The sequence below is a fragment of the Chryseobacterium phosphatilyticum genome, from assembly GCF_002899825.2.
In the GTDB taxonomy this organism is placed as follows: domain Bacteria; phylum Bacteroidota; class Bacteroidia; order Flavobacteriales; family Weeksellaceae; genus Chryseobacterium; species Chryseobacterium phosphatilyticum.
Genome location: NZ_PPED02000001.1, coordinates 298,252 through 320,733, shown reverse-complemented (window position 1 = coordinate 320,733; position 22,482 = coordinate 298,252). Strand labels below are relative to the sequence as shown.

Here is a 22,482-nt window from a genome sequence, read left to right as displayed (position 1 = left end):
TCTTTGTGTGAATTAAAAAAATAACCATGAAGAAATTACTACTTATCAGCCTGTTTGGGCTTCTTTCATTAAATATATATGCTCAGGAAGAGACAGATACCTACAATGGCCAGAGATATGGATACATTATTGACAAGGCGGGGAAAAAGATAGAAGGGATTGTACGCCTTAACGGAAGCTCTTCAAGCCCCTGGCAAAATCAGTTAAAAGTAAAATTCGGAGCGGCTTCTGATATTGACAAAGTGAAAAACAGAATTAAGTTTAAAAATTTCGATGCAGATGATATCAAAGAATACATGATATATGAAGGGGATACTCCGAGAATTTTTAAAGCTGTAAAATATTCAAACACAAGAGAAGCTCTTATTGGTTCTGAAAGTACTACAGGAATAGGTGCAGGGTTTAAAGCCCTGAACAACCTTTCAAGAACGTCTCAATTTGCCGAGCTGATCATTGATGGTAAAATTACAGTATATAAACTTTATGGCTATCCTACATCAGTCACTGCCAATACTGCCTATGCAATCACGCAGGCAGAAGCCAACCGATTAATTGATAATCCCAACTATATTTATTCTAAAAAAGGAGGAAAAGTGGAAGAGCTTACTCCTTCAAAAGCAAAAATCATTATTGCCGATTGCCCTTATGCAAAAGCAAAAATGACAAAAGGAGAATATGGATCATTGAAAAATGAGGAGAAAAAAAGAACGGGGCTGGGTAAATTCATCAGGGATGAAATCAGCAATACCATGACAGATAAATTATCTCTGGTAAACGAAGTGATCTATGATTATAATGAAAACTGCAAATAAAAAAAAAGAGGTTCAATGATGAACCTCTTTTTTTCAAATATTTAGTTTAAAACTGATAAACAAAAGCATTTATATTCATTCCGGCACCAACCGAAGCAAATAAAACAACATCATTCTTCTTGATTTTATGCTGCTCCATTTCATCCTTTAAAATCATCGTTAACAAAGAAGGTATTGTAGCCACACTGCTATTACCCAGTTTATGGATAACCATTGGCATTATGTCCTTAGGAACCGGGGTATCGTACAACTGATAAAACCTGTTAACAATAGCTTCGTCCATTTTCTCATTAGCCTGATGGATAATAATTTTATTTAATTGATCAATAGAATATCCACTGTTGTCAAAACATTTTTTCATGGCATCAGGAACATTCGAAAGAGCAAATTCATATATTTTTCTCCCGTCCATCTTAATATATTTTGTATCAGGACATTTTTCATTGTTATATGATTTTCCAAAATACAGATAATCTTTTTCATTAAGGGTATAGGAAGCTGATAAATGAGCTTTTATACCGGATTCATCACTATTATTACCTTCTAAAATAGCAGCTCCTGCCCCATCAGCATAAATCATACTATCTCTATCGTGAATATCTACAACACGGGATAGAGTCTCTGCTCCGATGACCAGACAGCGTTTTGCTATTCCTGCTTTAATAAATGCATTTGCCTGAATAACTCCTTCAATCCATCCGGGACATCCAAACAAGACATCATACGCTACACAGAAGTTATTTTTGATCCCTAATAAATGTTTTACCCTTGCTGCCAGACTGGGAACCATGTCCGACTGAACAGTTCCAAAACGGACATCTCCAAAATTATGGGCAAATATAATATAGTCTAATGTTTCAGGATCTATCCCTGCATTTTCTATCGCCGCACGGGCTGCAATAAGACCAAGATCTGAAGTTACCTGTGTACTGTGTGCATACCTTCTTTCTTCGATGCCGGTGATCTTTTTTAATTTCTCTGTAATCGATGCGTTATTATCTTTTAATAAGATTCCCTCCTCACTTAGAAAAATATGTTTATCAAAAAATAGATTTGTTATAGTTTCAGATGGTATGTAGTTCCCTACCCCAATAATTTTTGTCATCCTTGTAATGGTTAATTTCCTGTTTTAATAAGGTTTTGCAGGAATAATTTTATAAATATAATGAATTAACGTTAATACTAATCAATATATTATAGTAATCAAACTAATTAAGTGAAAAAAAAAAAAAAAATAAGTGAAATAGTACCCTTTATTGCCTGAAAACCAAGGGGCATAAAAAAAGAGGCTTTCCCAGGAAAACCTCTTTTATGCATATTCAAAAATGAAATTTATACTTTCATAATTTCAGCCTCTTTTGTTTTAAGGTGCTCATCGCAAATCTTTACGTATTTATCAGTATAAGTTTGAATTTCCTCTTCCACCCCTTTTACAACATCTTCAGAAACACCTTCCAGCTTTTTAAGTTCTTTCAAACCATCTTGTCTTGCATTTCTTATAACGATTTTTGTTTGTTCAGTTTCACTTTTAGCCTGTTTTGCCAATTCCCTCCTTCTTTCTTCTGTTAAAGGCGGTACATTAAGGATAATGTTTTCCCCATTGTTAGAAGGTGCAAAACCTAAGTTTGAATTGATAATTGCTTTTTCAATTGCATTGATTGCAGTTCTGTCCCAAGGTTGAATAGAGATAGTCATTGCATCCGGAACAGAAACATTTGCAACCTGGTTGATAGGAGTCGGAGCTCCATAATATTCCACCATTACATCCTGCACCATAGCTGTAGAAGCACGTCCGGCTCTAATTCTTTGAAATGCGTGATCCAAGTGCTTTACACCTGCATCCATGTCCTGCTTTACGGATTCTAATATAAGATCTAATTCTTCCATTATTATAGTATAGTTTGATAAATTACACATTAAAATTAATAGTATTTAAAAATCAAATAGTTAAGCCTTGTAATGTACCCAAATACAGTACTTTTTTACTATTTTTTTACTATTTAGTCGTGCAAAAATAATAATTGTTTTTGATATAAAGTGACAATGACCTGTCTTTTTCATTGAACAAGCTGAAGCATTGTCTAAATTTTGTCTTCATATTGCTTATCCACATGCATTAAGGCGATCTATATTGAAATAGTGAGGGCAAAGGGAAAACACGAATTACAAAAAAAGACAACACTCTTTCAAGTATTGTCTAATTTTATTCGGTTATAAATTAACAGTAATCTGATAGGCTGCCACTATATTTAAAACACCCCTATATTTATTGATTTATTCTATTACAAATCAACCAGAGTACCTACATTTTCTCCGTCTACAATTCTTTCTAAATTACCATCTTTATTCATATCAAATACGATAATTGGCAATTTATTTTCGTGGCTCAGAGTGAAAGCAGTCATATCCATCACTTTAAGATTTTTAGCATATACTTCATCAAAAGACAATGAATTATATTTTACAGCATCTGCATTCTTTTCAGGATCGCTGTCATAAATTCCGTCTACTCTTGTTCCTTTTAAGATCACATCAGCATCAATTTCGATAGCTCTTAGTGTAGCTGCAGTGTCTGTAGTAAAGTAAGGGTTTCCTGTTCCTGCTCCGAAGATCACGACTCTACCTTTCTCAAGATGTCTTACAGCTCTTCTTTTGATAAATGGTTCAGCCACTTTATCCATTTCGATAGCAGACTGAAGTCTGGTTTTAATACCAGCATCTTCTAAAGCTCCCTGTAATGCCATTCCGTTGATTACAGTAGCCAGCATCCCCATATAATCTCCTTGTACTCTATCCATTCCTTTTGCAGCGCCTGCAACACCACGGAAAATATTTCCTCCTCCAATAACGATTGCTACCTCACAACCTTTTTCAACAACTTTTTTGATCTCTGCCGCATATTCCTGCAGTCTCTCATTGTCAATACCATATTGTCTGTTCCCCATTAAGGCCTCACCACTCAGTTTTAAAAGGATTCTTTTATATTTCATCTTTTATTTTTAGTAACTTTTTATTAGCATGGGTTCGCCCCAAATTTGATTTTGCAAATATAATCATTATAGATATTGATAAAAGAAAAATATTTAATTAGAAATAATGTCAGAAATATTTTGAAAAGTACGAAAAAGGATTATTTTTGCATTAATTATAAACTGAATTGAAGAAAATTATCATTTTTTCATTATTTCTATCTGGAATTGTTTCTTATGCTCAAACAGGAACAAATGTTTATCCGTTCTTAAATGTACCTGTTTCTGCAAGACAAGCAGCCCTTGGTGGCGATGCAATTTCTATAAGAGATTATGATGTTTCCTTTGCTATTGCAAACCCGGCCCTCTTAAATAAAGACTCTGATAAGCAGCTTTCTGTAAATGCTACAGCTTACCTTGCTGATTCAAAATACGGTACCATTGCCTACGCCAAAGACTTTGAAAACGGTCATATGGCTACCATCAATGCCCGTTATATGAGCTATGGCAGTATCCCGAGAACAGATGAAAGTGGTTTTCAAAACGGAGATTTCAAAGCATCAGATGTTGCCATCGGTGCGGGATATGCCTATCAGTTTGAAGAAGACTGGACAATTGGTGGAGGATTGAATTTTGTAACTTCAAAAATTGATAATTATACTTCTTCTGCCATTTCAGGAACCGCAGGGGTTACCTATCACAATAAAAAGAACAAAGAAGTTTTATCCCTTGTACTGAGAAATTTTGGTTTTCAACTAAAATCTTTCAACGGAGTACGTGAAAACCTTCCGTTCAGAATTGATCTGGGATATACCAAAATTTTAAAAAATTTCCCTCTGGCCATTACTATTACAGCACATGATCTTCAAAAGTTTGATATTTCCTCAGAATACAATGTTGAGGGTCAAAAAGTAAATGCTGGCAGGAAGATTGCCGATCACTTCTCTTTAGGAGCAGAGCTGTTCCCGGAAAAAAACTTCAACATCAGACTTGGATATAATGTAAAGAGAGGAAATGAACTTGCCGTGGCGGATCAAAGAAACTTCTCAGGACTTTCGGCTGGATTCGGGATTAAAGTTTCCCGGTTCCGTATTGATTATGCTCACGTAAGATATCACAACTCATCGAACGTCAACCAGATAGGGGTCTCTATGGATCTTTCCAGCCATGCAGGAGAATAATTCTATCTTAAAATAAGTAAGAAATTTCTTGGCTTTTCTTGATTTTTTAAAAAAAATCTTGAAATTTGCAGTATGAAAAAACCTGTAATTGCTATCGATGGGTACTCGTCTACCGGAAAAAGTTCTATCTCAAAAATTATTGCTGATAAGCTGGGACTTATTCATATGGATACAGGAGCACTTTACAGAGGAGTTACCTGGTATGCATTACAACACTGTCTGAATGAAAACGGACAAATTGACCTGCATCAGCTATTCTCTTCTTTTGACAAGATTAATCTTGAATTTAAAAATAATGATGGAACGCTTATTCTGTACCTTAATAATAATGACATTTCAAAGGAAATCCGTACAAATAGCGTCTCAGATAATGTAAGTCTTGTTGCCAAGCAAAAAGAAGTTAGAGATTTTTTACTGCAATCTCAACGTTCTCTGGCAGAAAAAGGAGGTGTCATTATGGATGGACGTGACATAGGGACAGTAGTTCTGCCCAATGCAGATTATAAGTTCTTCCTTACGGCCAGTATTGATGAAAGAACAAACAGAAGATTTTTAGAACTAAAGGGTCTGGGAATTGAAGCAGATAAAGGACAGGTAAAACAAAACCTCATTGATAGAGATAAGATCGACAGTGAACGGGAAATCGCCCCTTTGAAGCAGGCTGACGATGCCATCATCATCGATAATTCAGAATTAACCAAAGAGCGAACTATAGAATTAATTCTGTCTCACATCCAAAAGATTTAACAATTTTTAATAGGCATAAAGCCTCCTTTGGTATACAAATTGTAAGTTTTAATACTGAAAAAACTAATCTATTATTAATTATTAAAAAACTTAAAATGTCTAAAAACGGAAAAAATACAGCAGGTATATTGGCAGGACTTCTTGCAGGTGCTGCAGCAGGTGTAATCTTAGGAATTTTATATGCACCTGAAGAAGGTAAAGAAACCCGAAAAAAAATCAAAAATAAAACAAATGATCTGAAAGATCAGGCTAAAAATAAATACGGAGAGGTTTCTGAAAAAGTAAAAGACCAGTATGGCAATATTTCTTCTACTTTCAAGGAAACAGCAAATAACGTAGCACATACTGTGAAAGACGGATATGATAAATACAAAGATCAGATTGTTTCTAAAACGGCAGATGTTGTAAAAGATGTAGAAGCAGAATTAAATGATCTTAAAAAATAAGTAATTTATCTTCTTTAAGTATAAATTACAAGAAGGAACTTTTTGCATAAAAGTTCCTTTTTTTGTAACTTTAAAAAAAAACAATGATAGAAACTATTAAAGAATACGCCTCCAAGAGAATAGATCTTCTGAAAATTGAAGCTACTGAAAAATCTTCTCTTTCTGCCGGGCTCATTACCTACTTTGTAGTACTGCTTGTTGCTTTTGCTTTTTTTATTATCCTTTTCAATTTTGGAATTGCTTTTCTTATCGGCAAAGCTTTGGATAACTACTCCTACGGCTTTTTAATTGTCGCTGCATTTTATGCTTTGGTAATGGCATTTGTGATTGCTTTCAAAAATAAAATCGTCAATACTGTTGCAGATCAGGTTATTAAATTTTTAAATCATTAAACTATGAGCAGAAAATACGAAAGCATAGAAGAATTAAGAAGAAAGAAAAAACTGCTTCAGGGAGAAATAAATGATCTGGAGAATCTTCTTACTTTTAAAAATACAAAAGAAAGCCTGAGTGCATTTACCAATGGTTTAAGTGATCAATATCTTCAGGAAAAAATAGACGAAGATGGTGATGAAAAAGTAGTCTTAAGAAAAGATGTCATTGCCAAACAACTTACTTCTGAAGTTAAAGACTTACTGATTAGTAAAAATACAGCAGTAGGTCTTGCAAGTACAGCGTTCAATGGAAATATTACAGATAGTCTTATTAAACTTGGAGTGACTGCCCTTGTTGGAAATTATGCCAAAAAGAATATGAAAAGTTCGAATTGGAAGAAAAAACTTATTGGGGCAGCGATGATATACCTCGCTCCTATCGCATTGAAATACGTGCGTAAAAAGATGGAAGTATACCAAAAGAATAAAAGTGTTTCCAGTATGGAACAACTGATTTAACAATATGTATAGATATCAGACATCAGATTTCAGATATATTTTTTGAGTGATTAATTTCTCTCAAACGTATTAAAGTCCGAAATCTGATGTCTGAAGTCTTAAATCTATTTCGAAAACAACTGTCCTAAAATAATTCCCGCAGCCATAGAAACATTTAAGCTTTCCGTAGACTGAGATTTTCCAAATCGCGGGATGCTGATACTTTTTTGAAGAAGTTTTTCTGTTTCCGGTCTCATTCCGTTTCCTTCATTTCCTAAAATCAGGTTGATCTTTTCCGGTTTTTCAAAACTATAAATATTCTCTCCTTCCATATCTGTTCCGATATTTATATTTTCAGTTCTTGAAAGATAATCCACCAGGTCTGTATACACCACATTCACTCTGGTAAAAGATCCCATCGTTGCCTGAATTACTTTCGGGTTGTAAAAATCTACAGTGTCTTCACTACAAATGATTTGTTCGATCCCAAACCAATCTGCCAACCGAATAATCGTTCCTAAATTTCCCGGATCCTGAAGCCCGTCTAAAACCAGTTGAATATTTTTATCCTCCAGTCCTCCGTCGTCAGCCAAATGACATACTGCAACCGAGTCTTTTGGGGTTTTTAAAAAACTGATTTTTTTTAACTCATTTTCAGAGATATGAGTAATAGGGTTATCTGTACGGCCCAGTTTTTGTGGATCGGTAGAGAATATTTCTTTAACTTTAAAGTTAGAATTAAAAAGTTCACAAATGATTTTATTACCTTCAACCAAAAACAAATTGTATTTTTGTCTGAACTTCTTTTTATCTAAAGATTGTAAAACTTTTATTGTATGAGCTGTAAGCATTATAAGAATTCTCCTCAAAAATATTATAAAATTATTTCATTTGCAACATTTGTTGGTCTCCTTTATGCTTGTAGTACAACAAAAAAAGTTCCGGACGGTGAATATCTCCTTACCAAGAACAACTTTGAGTTTGAAGATAAGAGAGAGTTTTTTGACGATGAACTGAAAGATTACGTACAGCAGAAACCCAATAAAAAGCAACTTCTTTTCATGCCATTAGGATTAGCCTTCTACAACATGGCAAACCCGAAATATGACACTATCCTTAACGAATACATGACATATCCGGGAGAAATGAGAAATCAGAAGCTGAGAGATTCCCTATTTCTAAAATACAATATGAAAAGCAGTGTAGGGAAAAGTTTGCTCTTTGATCGTCTATTGCACAACTGGGGAACACCTCCGGTTATTCTGGATCAGGGAAGAACTGAAAAAAGTGCAGAATCAATCAAAAAAAGATTGATCTACAGAGGGTTTTGGGATGCGGATGTTAAATTTAAAAATAAACTGGACTCTGCATCAAAAAAGGCAACTGTAGACTACCTGATCAGGCACAACGACCCTACCTATATTAAAGACTACTATTTTAATATTCCTGACCAGGGGATAAAACAAATCTATAACAATCATATTGATAAAACACTCGTAAGAGCAGGACAAATTCTTGACCAGACAGCCCTTGAAAAAGAGGTAACCAGAATCACGGATTTAATGAAGGAATCAGGGTACTATAGATTCAATAGTACAAATGACGAAATTTATTTTGTTGCAGATTCCCTTAAAAATAAAAAACAGGTTCCGCTTACTCTGGAAATTCACAAAGACTCTCTGGACCGCCCTTATAAAAAAGCTACATTTGGAAATATCGATGTTGCTATTGTAGATGAAGCAAGTGATTACCCAAAAAATACTGTTAAGGATAGCTTAAGAAGAATTAGGTTTCATAAAATGAATGATAAGTATAAATTATCATCATTATGGAGAGCAATTATTGTTGATAATAAACAGCTTTTTGATCAGCAAAAACTGGATGTGACTAAGAGAAATCTCATGACAATGAACAACTTCAGTATTGTAAAAGCGAGAGACTCTTTGAGACAAGGAGGAATGACAACGCCTAACGACAGTATTGTAGATGTTTTATATGTATTGAAACCACTTCCAAAATATGAACTTAAAGTAGGAACGGATCTCAATTACTCCCAGATTCTGAATCTGGGGATCTCTCCATCTGTAGATCTTACTACCCGAAATGTTTTCAGAGGAGCAGAAAACCTGTCCACCAGCCTTTCAGGAACATTCGGATCAATCAGGAGTACAGGAGATATTGATAAAAGAGTTCTGGCATACGAACTATCTGCTCAGGCTTCTCTAAATTTTCCAAGATTATTATTACCTTTTAATTATTATAAATTTATCCCTAAAAGATATACTCCCACATCATCAATTCTGTTGGGAGCCTCCATACAAAATAATATTGGTCTTGGCAGGTTAAACTTTAATACCGGTTTGAACTATCAGGCCAATGTAAACGAACAGGTTTATCATAAGCTGACCCTTTTCAATACGCAGATCAGTTTAACAAAGAATAAAAATGCTTATTATGATTATTTTTTCAATGATGGTTTGGTAAGGGATGAGATGTTTAGTAAATACTTCGCCTATGATCCCACTATAGAGACTAAATACAGATCCGGACAAATTTCGATGGATCAGTTATCTCAAACAATTATTGAAGATAATACCTATCGTGGTACTCTTAATCAACAGGGTCTTGATCTGTTAACTACATTCAGAGGAAGTCTTATTAATAAAGAGAGACAAACACAGGACGTGCTTATTTCCTCAATGATCTACAATTTTGTTTATAATGAAATTGGTAAAAAAGAATATCCCAACGCATTTTATTTTAACGGAAAAGTTGAGCTTGCAGGTAATATTTTAAGCTTATTCAATAAAAGAAGTAATGACGGAGGAGTTGTTATGGGCCCTCAAAAAACCATCTTCGGGATCCCTTATGCACAATTTGTAAAATTTGATATTGATACCAGAAAGTATTTTAAATTCAATGGTAATCAGACATTAGTTCTTCGTCAGTTTATCGGGGTTGGTATTCCCTATGGAAATTCGGATGATATGCCTATTATTAAATCTTATTTTAATGGTGGGTCAAACGATATCAGAGCATGGGTTGCCTTTGGCGGATTAGGTCCTGCAGATTCTCAGGTGGATGAAAGAGTACGTACTTATATGACCAATGATATTAAGCTTACTACCAATATTGAATACAGAATTCCGTTCACCAGCATGTATGAAGGAGCCTTATTTACCGATATTGGAAATACCTGGAGTCTTCGTAATCATAATGATGCCCATCAGGATCAGTTCAGATTTAATAAGTTTTTAGGTCAAATGGGTATAGGGAGTGGATTTGGACTTAGAGTCAATGTGGCTTATATTACTTTCAGATTAGACTTTGCCTATAAGATCTATGATCCTAACAAAGCTGAAGGAGATCGTTGGAGAATCAAGAATATCCAACCATTCAAACCTACATTGAATATCGCATTCGGATATCCTTTCTAATCAGGGGAGACACCCAGAATAAAATACACAACAGCAATCACACGGGCGAGGATTTCCCTCGCCTGATTTCTGTAAAAACTTTCAGGCTTATTGACATCCTGCGCATCAAAACCTAAAGCATTCATATCATTATTTCTTGCAAAAAATAAAGCACGAAGATTGTGAAATCCCTGAGATACGATAATCACATTTTTCTTTTTATAAACATCCTTACAGCGAAGAATACTTTTATAAGTATTAAACCCCTTCGGGTCTTCAACGATAATATCTCCCGGAACTCCTTCCTGATACACCAGATAATTTTTCATGGCTGCCGGTTCATTATATCCCTTACTCTTCTCCCCGCTTACAATGATCTTTTTAATTTTTCCGTGATGATATAGAAGAGCTGCGGCATCCATTCTTTTCGTAAAATAAGGATTGGATAATCCGGATTTCATTTTAGGAGAAGTTCCTAATACAAGGGCGATTTCCCTGGGTGGTATTTTTGATATTTTGGTATAGGTACGTCCATTGGTAAGGCCAAAAACCCAGACATTACAAAGACATATCATTAAAATTCCCAATTCTAATGATATGAAACCTAAATTAAATATGTTCTTAATAATTCTCAACTAAGATCAAAGTTAAGCTTTATTTTTTTACTTTTCACAATAGACATACAAGCCAATATATGCCCCTGAGCTTCTTCTTTTTCCGTAAGGTATTCATTCTCCAACAATTCCACTTCTCCTTCTTCCAATGAGCATTCACAACTTCCACATATCCCGGATTTGCAGGAATAAGGAACCGGAAATTTTTGAATCAGAAGCTGCTGCAGAATTCTATCCTTATTATCAGGCAGTTGGGTCGTGTATTTCTGACCCAGCATGGTAAACTCTACATCGATATTTTCAATAAGAGGAAATTCTTTTTCAACAGGATAAATATCATCATTATATTCTTCAAAAAGCTCAAAATGGATATTCTTTTTCGGAATTCCGTGATGATAACAGGCATTAGCCAGGGTTTTGATCATTTCCCCTTTTCCGCAAATAAGAACTTCATCTACAGCATCCCATATCGTAGATTCTTCATCTGTATCATCTAAATGAAGAATTTGATTGATGATTAAATTTAATTTTTTCTCATCCAATCGCCCATAGAAGAATTGGTCTGTTGTCTTTTCTTGTGAGAAAAAATAAAATATCTGAAGTCTGTCACCCCATGTTCTGGCAAGATGGTCCAATTGCTCTCTAAAGATCAGTTCATCAGAACTCTTATTTCCAAAAAACAGAAACAATCTTGTTCGGGGTTCATTATGAAGAATATTTTTAAAATGACTTAAAATCGGGGTGATACCAATACCTGCTGCGAAAGCGACAATTGTTCTGAACTCGCTTGGTTTAGAAACTATCGTAAATCTTCCGGCCGGCTCACCAATTAATAACTCATCTCCCACATGATAATGTTGAAATAGCTGTGAAGTAGCACCTTCAAAAGAATTCACCTTTATTCCCAGACTTATTTTTCCCTCATAAGGAGCCGATGTCATTGAATAATCATTAATAACCTCTTCCCCATGTGATTGAAATTTCACACTCACGAACTGCCCTGCCTCAAACTTAAAATTTTCTTTTAAATTCTCAGGAATTTCAAACTCCAGAGAAAAAGTATTTTTGGTCAGCTCTTCCTTTTTCGCTATTTTTAACGGATGAAACTGTATCAGTTTCCCTTTATAGATTTGTTGTTCCATACTTCAATTCAAAAATAGATAAAAAATAATTTATGAAGAAGATAATTTTATCCATGTTGATTCTTACGGCAGTTTACAGCTGCAAAAAAGAAGGTCAGAAAACTGATGGCAACTCAACGACAGATTCCCTTTCTGTAACTCAAAATACAAATACGGAAACCGGCACCTATGCCCCAAAAGAGTTTTCTCCTGAAAATGTTGGTCAGCATTTAGCTAAAAATAATGATACTTTATACGTAACTAATTTTTTTGCAACATGGTGCGGCCCATGTATGAGAGAAATCCCAAGCTTTAAAAATAAAATGCAGGAGCTGCAGGGTAAACCTGTAAAGTTCACTTTTGTGAATCTTGATGATAAATCTGAATGGGATACTTCCGTTAAAAACTTTGTTGTAGAAAATAATCTGGAGAAAAATGTAATCCTCCTGGATGGTCAAAAAATAGATGCCAACTTCTTCTCCAGTAATTTCAAACAATGGGATGGTGGTTCAATTCCTTTTACCTTCATGAGAAAAGGAGATAAAACAGATGAGTATCTGGGAATGATGACTGAAGAAGTATTGAATTCAAAGATTGATTCTTTTTTAAAATAAAATATACAGACCTCTATCTGAATGATGTCAAAGAGATTTAAGATCCTGTGTTTATTATTAATTATTGCTATTATTATTGGTGCAATAATTAATCTGAACACAGGATTTCTAAGTTTAAGGATTGAGGATTTTTTTCAAAATTCTTCCCATAATCAAATCGCCGAAATTCGTATCAATCGTGTGCTGGTGATGCTTCTTGCCGGAATCTCAATACCGACCTCCGGTTTTTTGATGCAGGAGTATTTTCAAAACCCGCTGGCCGGACCTGATATTTTGGGAATTACCTCAGTAGCCAGCCTTTCTGTGGCATTTTATATTTTCTTTTCGCATGATATTTTGATACCGGAATTTCTTCAGAACAGTTTTTTAAGCTTATCTGCTATTGCAGGTAGTTTAGTGTTAATGTTGATTTTATTATCAATGTCCAACAGATTTCAGGATAAATCCTATCTGATTATTTTTGGTTTTCTGGTATCTGCTTTTGCAGGAGCTATTGTTTCATTGCTTCAGTTTTATGCGGAAAACCAAAGTCTGAAGAATTATATTTTATGGTCTTTCGGAGCCAATAATATGGTCAGCAGAAACCAGGTTTACGTTTTATCAATACTGTTATTCACAGGACTTTTTTTCTGTTTTAAAACTATAAAACCATTGATAGGAAATTCGCTGGGAACCTCCTATGCGCAAAGTTTAGGGGTAAACTTAAAACAGTTGAAGCTCTTGATTATCATTGCTTCCTCCCTCCTTTCCGCCTCTGTTACTGCATTTTTAGGCCCAATTTTGTTTATTGGAATTATTGTTCCGCACTTCTGCAGATTGATCTATAATCCGTCCAAATTATGGCAACAATGGATCCTGAATATGTTTCTGGGAATGTTGGTTATGTTAGTGTTCTCCATTATTGCAGAAAAAACACAGATCCCTTTAAATGTCATCAGTTCAGTATTTGGAATTCCTGTTATCCTGGGCATGCTTTTGAAGCAGAATAAAGTTTGATTTCTGGTTGAAAAACGCAATTTTTTTCAAATATCATTATGTTTTTAAGACGCAAAGATTTTATCTCCGATAAAATAGCATACCGCATAATAACCAACACAAATCCATAAATAATTCTGGCAACGAATAAAACCTATATACCGAAGTAGTTATTTTTAAAATGCACAGGTATATAGAATAATAATATGATTCGGTATTTCGTTGCTGAAAATCCAAGATTTTCTTGCGCCTTCATAGTACATCTTTGTGCCTTTGCGTTTGTCAATCATTTATAAATCAAAAAACGGAATAAAAATTTGACTTTGTCAAATTCCCTGAGTCTTAAAATTGTATTTTTGTAAAAACAATTTGCGCCTTTGCGTTTTAGCCTACATCAAACATGCACCTACAAATCAAGCAAACCAACATCGGTTACAATACAACATTAATTTCAAATGCCAGTGCAGATTTGAATCTTGGCGATGTATGCTTATTGATTGGTAATAATGGTGTTGGAAAAACCACTTTAATCAAATCTATATTACATCAGATTCCTTTATTGAATGGGGAAATTCTAATCAATGGAAAAAATATCAAACAGCTTTCAGTAAAAGAAATTGCAGAAAATATTGCTATTGTTTTTTCAAAATCTTTAGTTCCCCAGCATTATACTGTGGAAGACCTTATTTCGCTGGGAAAGTACATCTATTATCCTTTTTATTTTGAATTAAAAAAAGAAGATCGTGAAGAAGTTGCCCACATCATTGAAGAATTGAATCTTAATCAATACAGATATACGCTACTAAAAAATCTTTCGGACGGCAATCTTCAAAAGGCATTCATCGGGCGGGCTATCACCCAGAACTCACCTATTATTATTTTGGACGAGCCTACAACTCATCTGGATGAAAAGAATAAAATTATCATTCTGAAAACCCTTAGAAAACTTGCTAAAGAACAAAACAAAATCATTTTATTTTCTTCCCATGACTGGAGGCTGGCTAAAGAATTTGCCGATAAAATTTGGTATGTAAAAGAAGCACAGCTCCACACAGGAATTGTAGAAGACCTCTTACTCCAGCACGATGAGTTAATCAACGCATCGCTATTTCAGGTCAATGAAGAATTTATTGCGCCCCGTATCTTAGCTCCTGCTCTTTACAAAGAAATGCTCTATTCTTTGCTTCAAAAAAACTTTCAAAAAGATCTTTCTTCACTTAATTTTGAATTTCAGAATGGTTTTTGGGTAATTACTAACGATACCATCAAATACCAATGCGAATCTTTTGAAGAAATCATAAAATTGATTCAAAACATTTAATAATCAGCAACTTTATTTAATTATTTCACATACTATGCATGCATAGTATTATGCTAATCATACAATTTAACCCATTTATTATCAATCTATTAACAAAATTTAACGTTAATAAATATTATGCATGCATAATATTTATTAAATTTGGGTTAAACCATTGGCGCAAAAAATGATGGATAATAATAAGGAAAAAATAGAAAACGTAGATTTAATTTTAAAACAGACCTGGTTGGCTGTTTCTAAAATGTACACAGAATTGGCTCAAGAGCATGATTCTACAGCAGTACAAGCCCTTACCCTTCTTAAAATTGATCCCAAAGAAGGAACGAGAAGTACCAATCTTGGTCCTAAGATGGCTATAGAACCCACCTCTTTAACGAGAATTATCAAACTTCTTGAAGACAACGGATATATCTATAAGGAGAAGACCACCACTGACAAAAGAGAAGTTATCATCAAACTTACAGATAAAGGACTTAGCTCAAGGAATATGTCTAAAGAGGTTGTTGTCAATTTCAATAAGAAAGTGATGGAAAAAATTGCACCTGAAAAACTGGAAGCCTTTAAAGATGTAATGACTGAAATCATGAAAATCGCAAATGAATTATTAAACAACAGGAAATAAATTATAATGGATCCGTATGGTGACATATAATCTTACAAATAATAAAAATTTACATATGAAAAGAAGAATCAAACATGTAACGGTTCTTGGTTCAGGAATAATGGGTAGCGGTATCGCAGCTCACTTCGCCAATATCGGTGTGGAAGTGTCACTTTTGGATATCGTGCCTTTTGAACTGACAGAAGCTGAACAGAAAAAAGGTTTGACCAAAGATGATAAAGTAGTAAGAAACAGAATTGCTACTGAGAACTTTGAAAAACTTAAAAAAGCAAGTCCTGCACTTCTTTATTCACCAAAGTTTGCAGATAGAATCAAGGTGGGTAACTTCGATGATGATTTACAGAAAATAAAAAATACAGACTGGATCATCGAAGTGGTAGTAGAAAGGCTTGACATTAAGAAGTCGGTATATGAAAAGATTGAACAGTTCAGAAAACCGGGTACTTTAATTTCTTCTAATACATCCGGAATTCCTATTCATTTCTTAACTGAAGGAAGAAGTGAAGATTTCAAAAAATATTTCGCAGGTACTCACTTCTTTAATCCGGTAAGATACCTTCCTCTTTTAGAAATCATTCCTACAAATGATACCGATCCGGAAATTATTGATTTCTACATGAATTATGGGGCTAAGTTTTTGGGTAAAACTACCGTTTTAGCAAAAGACACTCCTGCCTTCATTGCCAACAGAATCGGTGTATTCTCTATGATGGATCTTCTTCATAACGTACAAAAACTTGGCCTTACTGTTTCTGATGTAGATAAATTAACAGGTCCGGTAATCGGACGTCCTAAATCAGCAACATTCAGAACAGCTGATGTGGTAGGTCTTGATACTTTGGTTATGGTTGCAAACGGAGTTCGTCAAAGTGGCGCCGAAGCAAACGACTTCAATGATGTATTTGCACTTCCAGGTTATATCCAGAAAATGATGGATAATAAATGGTTGGGTTCAAAAACAGAACAAGGTTTCTATAAAAAAGTAAAAAACGCTGATGGTAAATCTGAAATTCACGGATTAAATCTTGATACTTTAGAATACGAACTTCAAGGAAAATCTTCATTCCCTACTCTGGAATTAACAAAAGCCATTGATAAACCCATCGACAGGTTTAAGGTATTAATCGGTGGTAAAGATAAAGCCGGTGAGTTGTACAGAAAATCGTTAGGAGCATTATTCGCTTATGTTTCACATAAAGTTCCTGAAATATCCGACGAAGTTTATAAAATTGACGATGCCATGAGAGCCGGTTTCGGATGGGAAAATGGTCCGTTTGAAATCTGGGATGCTGTAGGTGTTGCCAAAGGTATAGAATTGGCTAAAGATGCCGGATATGAAGTTTCGGATTGGGTTAAAAATGTAGAGACTTTCTATAAAGTTAATGATGAAGGACAGAGTATTTATGTAGATAAAAATTCCGGAGAATACAATAAGATCCCAGGACAGGATGCATTTATTATCCTTGACAATATCAGAAAAAATAAAACGCTTTGGAGTAATTCAGGTGCTGCGATTGAAGATTTAGGAGATGGAATTATCAACTTTGAAATCCGTTCAAAAATGAACTCTCTTGGAGGCGAAGTTCTTGATGGATTAAACAGAGCGATTGATTTAGCAGAAAAAGAATATGACGGACTGGTTGTAGGAAACCAAGGAGCTAACTTCTCTGTAGGAGCTAACCTTGCCATGATTCTTATGATGGCTATTGAGCAGGATTGGGATGACTTGAATATGGCAATCGCATACTTCCAGAAATCTATGATGAGAGTGCGCTACTCTTCTATTCCTGTAGTAGTTGCTCCTCACGGAATGACACTAGGCGGAGGATGCGAAATGACCATGCATGCAGACCGAGTGGTTGCAGCCGCAGAAACATACATCGGACTGGTAGAAACTGGAGTTGGTGTAATTCCTGGTGGTGGTGGTACTAAAGAACTGACTTTGAGAACTTCAAGAGAATTCCACAGCGATGATGTTAAAAATAACAGACTTCGTGATGCGTTCATGAATATCGCAATGGGTAAAGTAGCTACTTCCGCATATGAAGCTTACGATATGGGAATTCTTGAAAAAGGAAAAGACATCGTTTCTGTAAGTAAAAACAGACAGATTGCAGAGGCTAAAAAAGTAGCCAAACTACTAGCAGAACAAGGATATACTCAACCTATCGAACAAAGAGTAAAAGTGCTGGGTAAAGATGCATTAGGAATGTTCTACGTAGGAACAGATCAAATGCTTACCGGAAAATATATTTCTGAGCATGACAAAAAGATTGCAGACAAACTAGCCAACGTAATGGTAGGTGGAAACTTATCTGAACCAACGGTTGTTACTGAACAATACTTATTGAACCTTGAAAGAGAAACTTTCCTTCAGCTTTGTGGTGAAAGAAAAACTTTGGAAAGAATTCAGTACATGTTACAAAATGGTAAACCACTAAGAAACTAGATTTTTTGTAAAATGTAAAAAGTATTAATGTATTCACGATGCATAATTTTAGAGATTTAGAAGTTTGGACAAAATCGATGAAGCTTTGTAAAATATTTTATCTGGCCTCAAACAGTTTTCCAAAAGATGAAATGTTCGGATTGACCTCCCAGTCAAGAAGAAGTTTATATTCAATTCCTTCTAATATCGCTGAAGGAGCAGGCAGAGATACAAATGCTCAGTTTTCACATTTCTTAAATATAGCATTAGGCTCTTCATTTGAATTTGAAACCCAGATATTAATTGCCAATGATTTAGGTTTCTTTAAAGATGATGATTTTAATATTATTTATTCAGAAATCAAGCATATACAAAATATGCTGGCAAAGTTGAAGCAGAAATTTAATACTTAAACATTTTAATCATAAATACATTTTACATAAATACTTTAATACAAGAAAAAATGAAAACAGCATACATAGTAAAAGGATTCAGAACTGCCGTTGGAAAAGCTCCAAAAGGAAGTTTAAGATTTACAAGACCCGATGTAATGGCGGCTACCGTTATTGAAAAATTAATGGCTGAACTCCCGCAATTAGATAAAAACAGAATTGACGACCTTATCGTGGGAAATGCAATGCCTGAAGCTGAACAAGGTCTGAATGTTGCCCGTTTGATTTCTTTAATGGGATTGAATACGGATAAAGTTCCCGGAGTAACGGTAAACAGATATTGTGCATCAGGAAGTGAGGCCATTGCCATTGCTTCTGCAAAAATACAGGCCGGAATGGCAGATTGTATTATCGCCGGAGGTACAGAATCCATGTCGTATATTCCAATGGGAGGGTACAAACCTGTTCCGGAAACAGATATTGCGAAAACAAACCCTGATTACTATTGGGGAATGGGTTATACTGCAGAAGAAGTAGCAAAGCAATATAATATTACGAGAGAAGAACAAGATCAGTTTGCTTTTGAATCTCATATGAAAGCTTTAAAAGCCAATCAGGAAGGAAAATTTGCCAATCAGATTGTCTCGATTCCTGTTGAATACAATTTCCTGGATGAAAACCAGAAAATGCAGACTAAAAAGTTTGATTTCTCTGTGGATGAAGGGCCAAGAGCTGATACTTCTTTAGCCGGACTTTCGAAATTAAGACCTGTATTTGCCAATGGAGGAAGCGTAACGGCTGGAAATTCATCTCAGATGAGTGATGGTGCTGCTTTCGTAATGGTAATGAGTGAAGAAATGGTAAAAGAACTAGGGCTGGAACCAGAGGCAAGATTAGTAGCTTATGCAGCCGCTGGTCTTGAGCCAAGAATCATGGGAATGGGACCTATCTATGCTATTCCAAAAGCTTTAAAACAGGCAGGCTTAGAGTTAAAAGATATTGAGTTGATTGAACTTAACGAAGCTTTTGCCTCTCAATCAGTAGCGATTAAGAAAGAATTGGGTCTAAATCCTGACATCTTAAATGTAAACGGAGGAGCAATCGCTCTTGGGCATCCGCTTGGATGTACGGGAACAAAACTGACTGTTCAACTTCTTGACGAAATGAGAAAACGTGGCAACAAATATGGAATGGTTTCTATGTGTGTAGGAACCGGACAGGGAGCAGCTTCGATTTTTGAACTTTTATAGACAATACGATCATAGACAGAGAGAAAATAGACACCATAACACGTCTATTTTCTAAACAATCTCAAAAAAAATAAAATAATATATGGCTACATTAAAAGGCGGGGAATTTCTGATCAAACAAATTCCTGCAAACGAAATTTTCAGTATTGAAGAGCTGAATGAAGAACAAAAAATGCTTCGTGATTCTGCGAAAGAATTTATCGACAGAGAAGTAGTTCCTCAAAAAGAGCGTTTTGAGAAGAAAGATTATGCATTTACTGAAGAGACAATGCGTAAGTTGGGTGAAATGGGTATGTTAGGAATTGCTGTTCCTGAAGAATATGGTGGTCTCGGAATGGGATTTGTAACAACAATGCTTGCTTGTGATTATATTTCCGGAACTACGGGTTCATTAGCTACAGCTTATGGAGCACATACAGGAATCGGGACTCTTCCTATCGTTCTTTACGGAACTGAGGAACAAAAGAAAAAATACCTTCCGGATTTAGCAACAGGAACGAAATTCGGGGCTTATTGTCTTACAGAGCCTGATGCTGGTTCTGATGCCAACTCTGGAAAAACAAGAGCTAAACTTTCGGAAGACGGGAAACATTATATCATCAACGGACAAAAAATGTGGATTTCTAATGCAGGATTTGCAGACACATTTACATTATTTGCTAAAATTGATGATGATAAAAACATCACAGGTTTTGTAGTCAACAGATCTGAACTTGAAAACCCTGCTAGCCTGACTTTCGGAGAAGAAGAACACAAACTAGGAATTCGTGCCTCTTCTACCCGTCAGGTATTCTTCAATGATATGAAAATCCCAGTGGAGAATCTTTTAGGAGAAAGAAATAACGGTTTTAAAATCGCTTTAAATGCATTGAACGTAGGCCGTATCAAATTGGCAGCAGCTTGTCTTGATGCACAAAGAAGGATCTTAAATCACTCTATCCAGTATTCTAACGAAAGAAAACAATTCGGAGTGGCTATCTCAACTTTTGGAGCAATCAGAAAGAAATTGGCTGAAATGGCAACCGGAGTTTTCGTAAGTGAAGCAGGATCTTACAGAGCGGCAAAAAATGTTGAAGATAAAATCAATGAATTGGTAGCCGGAGGATTAAGCCATCAGGAAGCAGAACTAAAAGGTGTTGAAGAATTCGCAGTAGAATGTTCCATCCTTAAAGTATTTGTTTCTGATCTTGCACAGCACACTGCTGATGAAGGAATCCAGGTATATGGAGGTATGGGATTCTCTGAAGATACTCCAATGGAAGCTGCATGGAGAGATTCAAGAATTTCAAGAATCTATGAAGGGACTAACGAAATCAACAGATTATTAGCTGTTGGAATGTTGATCAAAAGAGCAATGAAAGGAGAATTGGATCTTTTATCTCCTGCTATGGCGATCAGTAAAGAATTGATGGGTATTCCTTCATTTGAAGTTCCTGATTATTCAGAATTCATGAGTGAAGAAAAAGCAATTATTGCAAATCTTAAAAAGGTATTTTTAATGGTTTCCGGAGCTGCACTTCAAAAATTCATGATGGATATTGAAAAACAACAACATCTGTTGTTGAATGCTTCTGAAATCCTTAACCAGATTTATATGGCAGAATCTGCAATATTAAGAGCGGAAAAACACTTCTCTCCTGATTCTGTAGAAGCTGCTATGGCACAATTGAACCTTTACAAAGCTGTTGAGAAAATCATCGTAGCAGCTAAGGAAGGAATTATTTCTTTCGCTGAAGGAGATGAGCAGAGAATGATGCTTTCCGGATTAAGAAGATTCACTAAGTATACTAATCATCCAAACGTAGTAGCACTAACTGAAAAGGTAGCAGCTCATTATATTGAAAAAGGAACTTATTAGTCTCTTATAACATAAATTTGATTCAAAGCGTCTCATTAGTGAGACGCTTTTTATTTGCTTGTTATTCAATACTGTGATATTCAAAAGGTTGATTTTTTAAAATTGTGAAAAATTCAAAAAAAATTATTATTTTTAATTAAAATTAAAGCACACATGAGAATACAATCACTTTCATTCATACTATTTGCTATTATTCCTATAATGCAAAGAAAGATGCAAGTTCATTTTTTACATAGAATGTTAATTTCTTACTTTAACTCTGATAGGCTTAAAATTTAAATCAAATGGCCAGATCATTCAAAATAATCAAAACAAATAATCCAAAATTATTATCATGGGAAAATTTATTATTTCAAAAAGAACAAATGGTGACTTTCAATTTAATCTGAAAGCGGGAAACGGACAGGTTATTTTAACCAGTCAGGGATACAATTCAAAATCATCATGTGAAAACGGAATCACATCTGTGAAAACAAACTCACAGGATGATTCAAAATTTGAAAGAAATACGGCTAAAGACAACAGATGTTATTTTAATCTTAAGGCAGGAAATGGTCAGATTATAGGAACCAGTCAAATGTACGAATCGGATAACGGCATGGAAAACGGAATAGAATCCGTAAAAAACAATGCTCCTAACGCCACTGTTGAGGAAGAAAATGAGTAAAAAACAGAAAGGGTTAATTTCTTTATTAACCCTTTCTGTTTTTGTATACCAAAATACGTTACCTTACCTATATTTTATCAATTATTCCTTCCTCTGTTTCCCTGGTGATGATGTAATTTCCTGATTTCAAAAAAAACATATTTACTTTTAAAAATTATTTGTAAGGCTTAAAAAATG

General features: G+C 34.9%; 22 protein-coding genes. 16 read left to right on the top strand and 6 right to left on the bottom strand.

The window, feature by feature from the left end; genetic code table 11:
• Positions 1-26: 26 nt before the first annotated feature.
• On the top strand, positions 27-812 hold the full coding sequence (locus C1631_RS01455) for a hypothetical protein (protein WP_109709946.1): 786 nt from the start codon (positions 27-29) through the stop codon (positions 810-812).
• A gap of 46 nt (positions 813-858) precedes the next feature.
• Here the strand turns inward: C1631_RS01455 and C1631_RS01450 are convergent, their stop codons facing one another.
• From C1631_RS01450 to pyrH, 3 genes are all read right to left on the bottom strand, one after another.
• Positions 859-1,917: a 3-oxoacyl-ACP synthase III family protein gene (locus C1631_RS01450; protein WP_109709945.1), complete on the bottom strand. Its 1,059-nt coding sequence runs from the start codon at positions 1,915-1,917 to the stop codon at positions 859-861.
• 227 nt (positions 1,918-2,144) lie between these two features.
• The gene (gene frr / locus C1631_RS01445) at positions 2,145-2,699 is read right to left on the bottom strand and encodes a ribosome recycling factor (protein ID WP_109709944.1); all 555 of its coding nucleotides are present in this window, start codon (positions 2,697-2,699) and stop codon (positions 2,145-2,147) included.
• Between the two features lie 395 nt (positions 2,700-3,094).
• A complete protein-coding gene (gene pyrH / locus C1631_RS01440; RefSeq protein WP_109709942.1) occupies positions 3,095-3,802 on the bottom strand; it encodes a UMP kinase in 708 nt (235 codons plus the stop codon).
• Positions 3,803-3,969: 167 nt separating this feature from the next.
• Here pyrH and porQ point away from each other — a divergent pair, with 167 nt between their 5' ends.
• From porQ to C1631_RS01415, 5 genes are all read left to right on the top strand, one after another.
• Positions 3,970-4,962: a type IX secretion system protein PorQ gene (gene porQ, locus C1631_RS01435; protein ID WP_109709940.1), complete on the top strand. Its 993-nt coding sequence runs from the start codon at positions 3,970-3,972 to the stop codon at positions 4,960-4,962.
• Positions 4,963-5,034: 72 nt separating this feature from the next.
• Positions 5,035-5,709, top strand: coding sequence for a (d)CMP kinase (gene cmk / locus C1631_RS01430; RefSeq protein ID WP_109709939.1), 675 nt, complete (start codon positions 5,035-5,037; stop codon positions 5,707-5,709).
• A 95-nt stretch (positions 5,710-5,804) separates the two neighbouring features.
• Positions 5,805-6,155, top strand: coding sequence for a YtxH domain-containing protein (locus C1631_RS01425; protein WP_109709937.1), 351 nt, complete (start codon positions 5,805-5,807; stop codon positions 6,153-6,155).
• Between the two features lie 83 nt (positions 6,156-6,238).
• Positions 6,239-6,547, top strand: a complete 309-nt coding sequence (locus tag C1631_RS01420) for a phage holin family protein (RefSeq protein ID WP_047496002.1) — start codon at positions 6,239-6,241, stop codon at positions 6,545-6,547.
• 3 nt (positions 6,548-6,550) lie between these two features.
• A complete protein-coding gene (locus tag C1631_RS01415; RefSeq protein WP_103250277.1) occupies positions 6,551-7,048 on the top strand; it encodes a phosphoribosyl-ATP pyrophosphatase in 498 nt (165 codons plus the stop codon).
• 104 nt (positions 7,049-7,152) lie between these two features.
• On the opposite strand, the gene C1631_RS01410 is transcribed toward C1631_RS01415, so the two are convergent.
• Positions 7,153-7,878: a TrmH family RNA methyltransferase gene (locus C1631_RS01410; protein ID WP_109709934.1), complete on the bottom strand. Its 726-nt coding sequence runs from the start codon at positions 7,876-7,878 to the stop codon at positions 7,153-7,155.
• Here C1631_RS01410 and tamL point away from each other — a divergent pair.
• The gene (gene tamL / locus C1631_RS01405) at positions 7,864-10,464 is read left to right on the top strand and encodes a translocation and assembly module lipoprotein TamL (RefSeq protein WP_109709932.1); all 2,601 of its coding nucleotides are present in this window, start codon (positions 7,864-7,866) and stop codon (positions 10,462-10,464) included. The genes C1631_RS01410 and tamL overlap by 15 nt on opposite strands.
• On the opposite strand, the gene C1631_RS01400 is transcribed toward tamL, so the two are convergent.
• Together C1631_RS01400 and C1631_RS01395 are read right to left on the bottom strand one after the other, a co-directional pair.
• Positions 10,461-11,078 (bottom strand): SanA/YdcF family protein, encoded by a 618-nt coding sequence (locus C1631_RS01400; RefSeq protein WP_109709930.1) that lies wholly within the window; start codon positions 11,076-11,078, stop codon positions 10,461-10,463. The genes tamL and C1631_RS01400 overlap by 4 nt on opposite strands.
• Positions 11,075-12,199, bottom strand: a complete 1,125-nt coding sequence (locus C1631_RS01395; protein ID WP_109709928.1) for a ferredoxin--NADP reductase — start codon at positions 12,197-12,199, stop codon at positions 11,075-11,077. The genes C1631_RS01400 and C1631_RS01395 overlap by 4 nt, the downstream gene beginning before the upstream one ends.
• Before the next feature lie 32 nt (positions 12,200-12,231).
• On the opposite strand from C1631_RS01395, the gene C1631_RS01390 reads away from it, so the two are divergent.
• From C1631_RS01390 to C1631_RS01350, 9 genes are all read left to right on the top strand, one after another.
• Positions 12,232-12,792 carry a TlpA family protein disulfide reductase gene (locus C1631_RS01390; protein WP_109709926.1) on the top strand — a complete coding sequence of 187 codons (561 nt, stop codon included), beginning with the start codon at positions 12,232-12,234 and terminating at the stop codon, positions 12,790-12,792.
• Positions 12,793-12,816: 24 nt separating this feature from the next.
• Positions 12,817-13,788 carry a FecCD family ABC transporter permease gene (locus tag C1631_RS01385; RefSeq protein WP_185144649.1) on the top strand — a complete coding sequence of 324 codons (972 nt, stop codon included), beginning with the start codon at positions 12,817-12,819 and terminating at the stop codon, positions 13,786-13,788.
• Positions 13,789-14,167: 379 nt separating this feature from the next.
• Positions 14,168-15,088 carry an ABC transporter ATP-binding protein gene (locus tag C1631_RS01380; RefSeq protein WP_103250072.1) on the top strand — a complete coding sequence of 307 codons (921 nt, stop codon included), beginning with the start codon at positions 14,168-14,170 and terminating at the stop codon, positions 15,086-15,088.
• A gap of 169 nt (positions 15,089-15,257) precedes the next feature.
• A complete protein-coding gene (locus C1631_RS01375) occupies positions 15,258-15,710 on the top strand; it encodes a MarR family winged helix-turn-helix transcriptional regulator (RefSeq protein ID WP_103250073.1) in 453 nt (150 codons plus the stop codon).
• 55 nt (positions 15,711-15,765) lie between these two features.
• The gene (locus C1631_RS01370; protein ID WP_109709922.1) at positions 15,766-18,159 is read left to right on the top strand and encodes a 3-hydroxyacyl-CoA dehydrogenase/enoyl-CoA hydratase family protein; all 2,394 of its coding nucleotides are present in this window, start codon (positions 15,766-15,768) and stop codon (positions 18,157-18,159) included.
• 38 nt (positions 18,160-18,197) lie between these two features.
• On the top strand, positions 18,198-18,551 hold the full coding sequence (locus tag C1631_RS01365) for a four helix bundle protein (RefSeq protein WP_103249978.1): 354 nt from the start codon (positions 18,198-18,200) through the stop codon (positions 18,549-18,551).
• A 50-nt stretch (positions 18,552-18,601) separates the two neighbouring features.
• Positions 18,602-19,780 carry a thiolase family protein gene (locus C1631_RS01360; protein ID WP_109709921.1) on the top strand — a complete coding sequence of 393 codons (1,179 nt, stop codon included), beginning with the start codon at positions 18,602-18,604 and terminating at the stop codon, positions 19,778-19,780.
• A gap of 82 nt (positions 19,781-19,862) precedes the next feature.
• Entirely contained in the window at positions 19,863-21,638 is a 1,776-nt protein-coding gene (locus C1631_RS01355; protein WP_109709919.1) for an acyl-CoA dehydrogenase FadE, read from the top strand.
• A gap of 334 nt (positions 21,639-21,972) precedes the next feature.
• A complete protein-coding gene (locus C1631_RS01350) occupies positions 21,973-22,305 on the top strand; it encodes a YegP family protein (RefSeq protein WP_109709917.1) in 333 nt (110 codons plus the stop codon).
• The last annotated feature ends 177 nt before the right edge of the window (positions 22,306-22,482 follow it).

Coding starts and splice junctions, on each gene's coding strand:
- C1631_RS01375 (WP_103250073.1), top strand. CDS start 15,258: ATGGATAATAATAAGGAAAAAATAGAAAACGTAGATTTAATTTTAAAA.
- C1631_RS01455 (WP_109709946.1), top strand. CDS start 27: ATGAAGAAATTACTACTTATCAGCCTGTTTGGGCTTCTTTCATTAAAT.
- C1631_RS01365 (WP_103249978.1), top strand. CDS start 18,198: ATGCATAATTTTAGAGATTTAGAAGTTTGGACAAAATCGATGAAGCTT.
- C1631_RS01370 (WP_109709922.1), top strand. CDS start 15,766: ATGAAAAGAAGAATCAAACATGTAACGGTTCTTGGTTCAGGAATAATG.
- C1631_RS01355 (WP_109709919.1), top strand. CDS start 19,863: ATGGCTACATTAAAAGGCGGGGAATTTCTGATCAAACAAATTCCTGCA.
- C1631_RS01420 (WP_047496002.1), top strand. CDS start 6,239: ATGATAGAAACTATTAAAGAATACGCCTCCAAGAGAATAGATCTTCTG.
- C1631_RS01350 (WP_109709917.1), top strand. CDS start 21,973: ATGGGAAAATTTATTATTTCAAAAAGAACAAATGGTGACTTTCAATTT.
- cmk (WP_109709939.1), top strand. CDS start 5,035: ATGAAAAAACCTGTAATTGCTATCGATGGGTACTCGTCTACCGGAAAA.
- C1631_RS01390 (WP_109709926.1), top strand. CDS start 12,232: ATGAAGAAGATAATTTTATCCATGTTGATTCTTACGGCAGTTTACAGC.
- C1631_RS01425 (WP_109709937.1), top strand. CDS start 5,805: ATGTCTAAAAACGGAAAAAATACAGCAGGTATATTGGCAGGACTTCTT.
- C1631_RS01380 (WP_103250072.1), top strand. CDS start 14,168: ATGCACCTACAAATCAAGCAAACCAACATCGGTTACAATACAACATTA.
- pyrH (WP_109709942.1), bottom strand. CDS start 3,802: ATGAAATATAAAAGAATCCTTTTAAAACTGAGTGGTGAGGCCTTAATG.
- tamL (WP_109709932.1), top strand. CDS start 7,864: ATGAGCTGTAAGCATTATAAGAATTCTCCTCAAAAATATTATAAAATT.
- C1631_RS01450 (WP_109709945.1), bottom strand. CDS start 1,917: ATGACAAAAATTATTGGGGTAGGGAACTACATACCATCTGAAACTATA.
- C1631_RS01395 (WP_109709928.1), bottom strand. CDS start 12,199: ATGGAACAACAAATCTATAAAGGGAAACTGATACAGTTTCATCCGTTA.
- C1631_RS01415 (WP_103250277.1), top strand. CDS start 6,551: ATGAGCAGAAAATACGAAAGCATAGAAGAATTAAGAAGAAAGAAAAAA.
- C1631_RS01410 (WP_109709934.1), bottom strand. CDS start 7,878: ATGCTTACAGCTCATACAATAAAAGTTTTACAATCTTTAGATAAAAAG.
- C1631_RS01360 (WP_109709921.1), top strand. CDS start 18,602: ATGAAAACAGCATACATAGTAAAAGGATTCAGAACTGCCGTTGGAAAA.
- frr (WP_109709944.1), bottom strand. CDS start 2,699: ATGGAAGAATTAGATCTTATATTAGAATCCGTAAAGCAGGACATGGAT.
- C1631_RS01385 (WP_185144649.1), top strand. CDS start 12,817: ATGTCAAAGAGATTTAAGATCCTGTGTTTATTATTAATTATTGCTATT.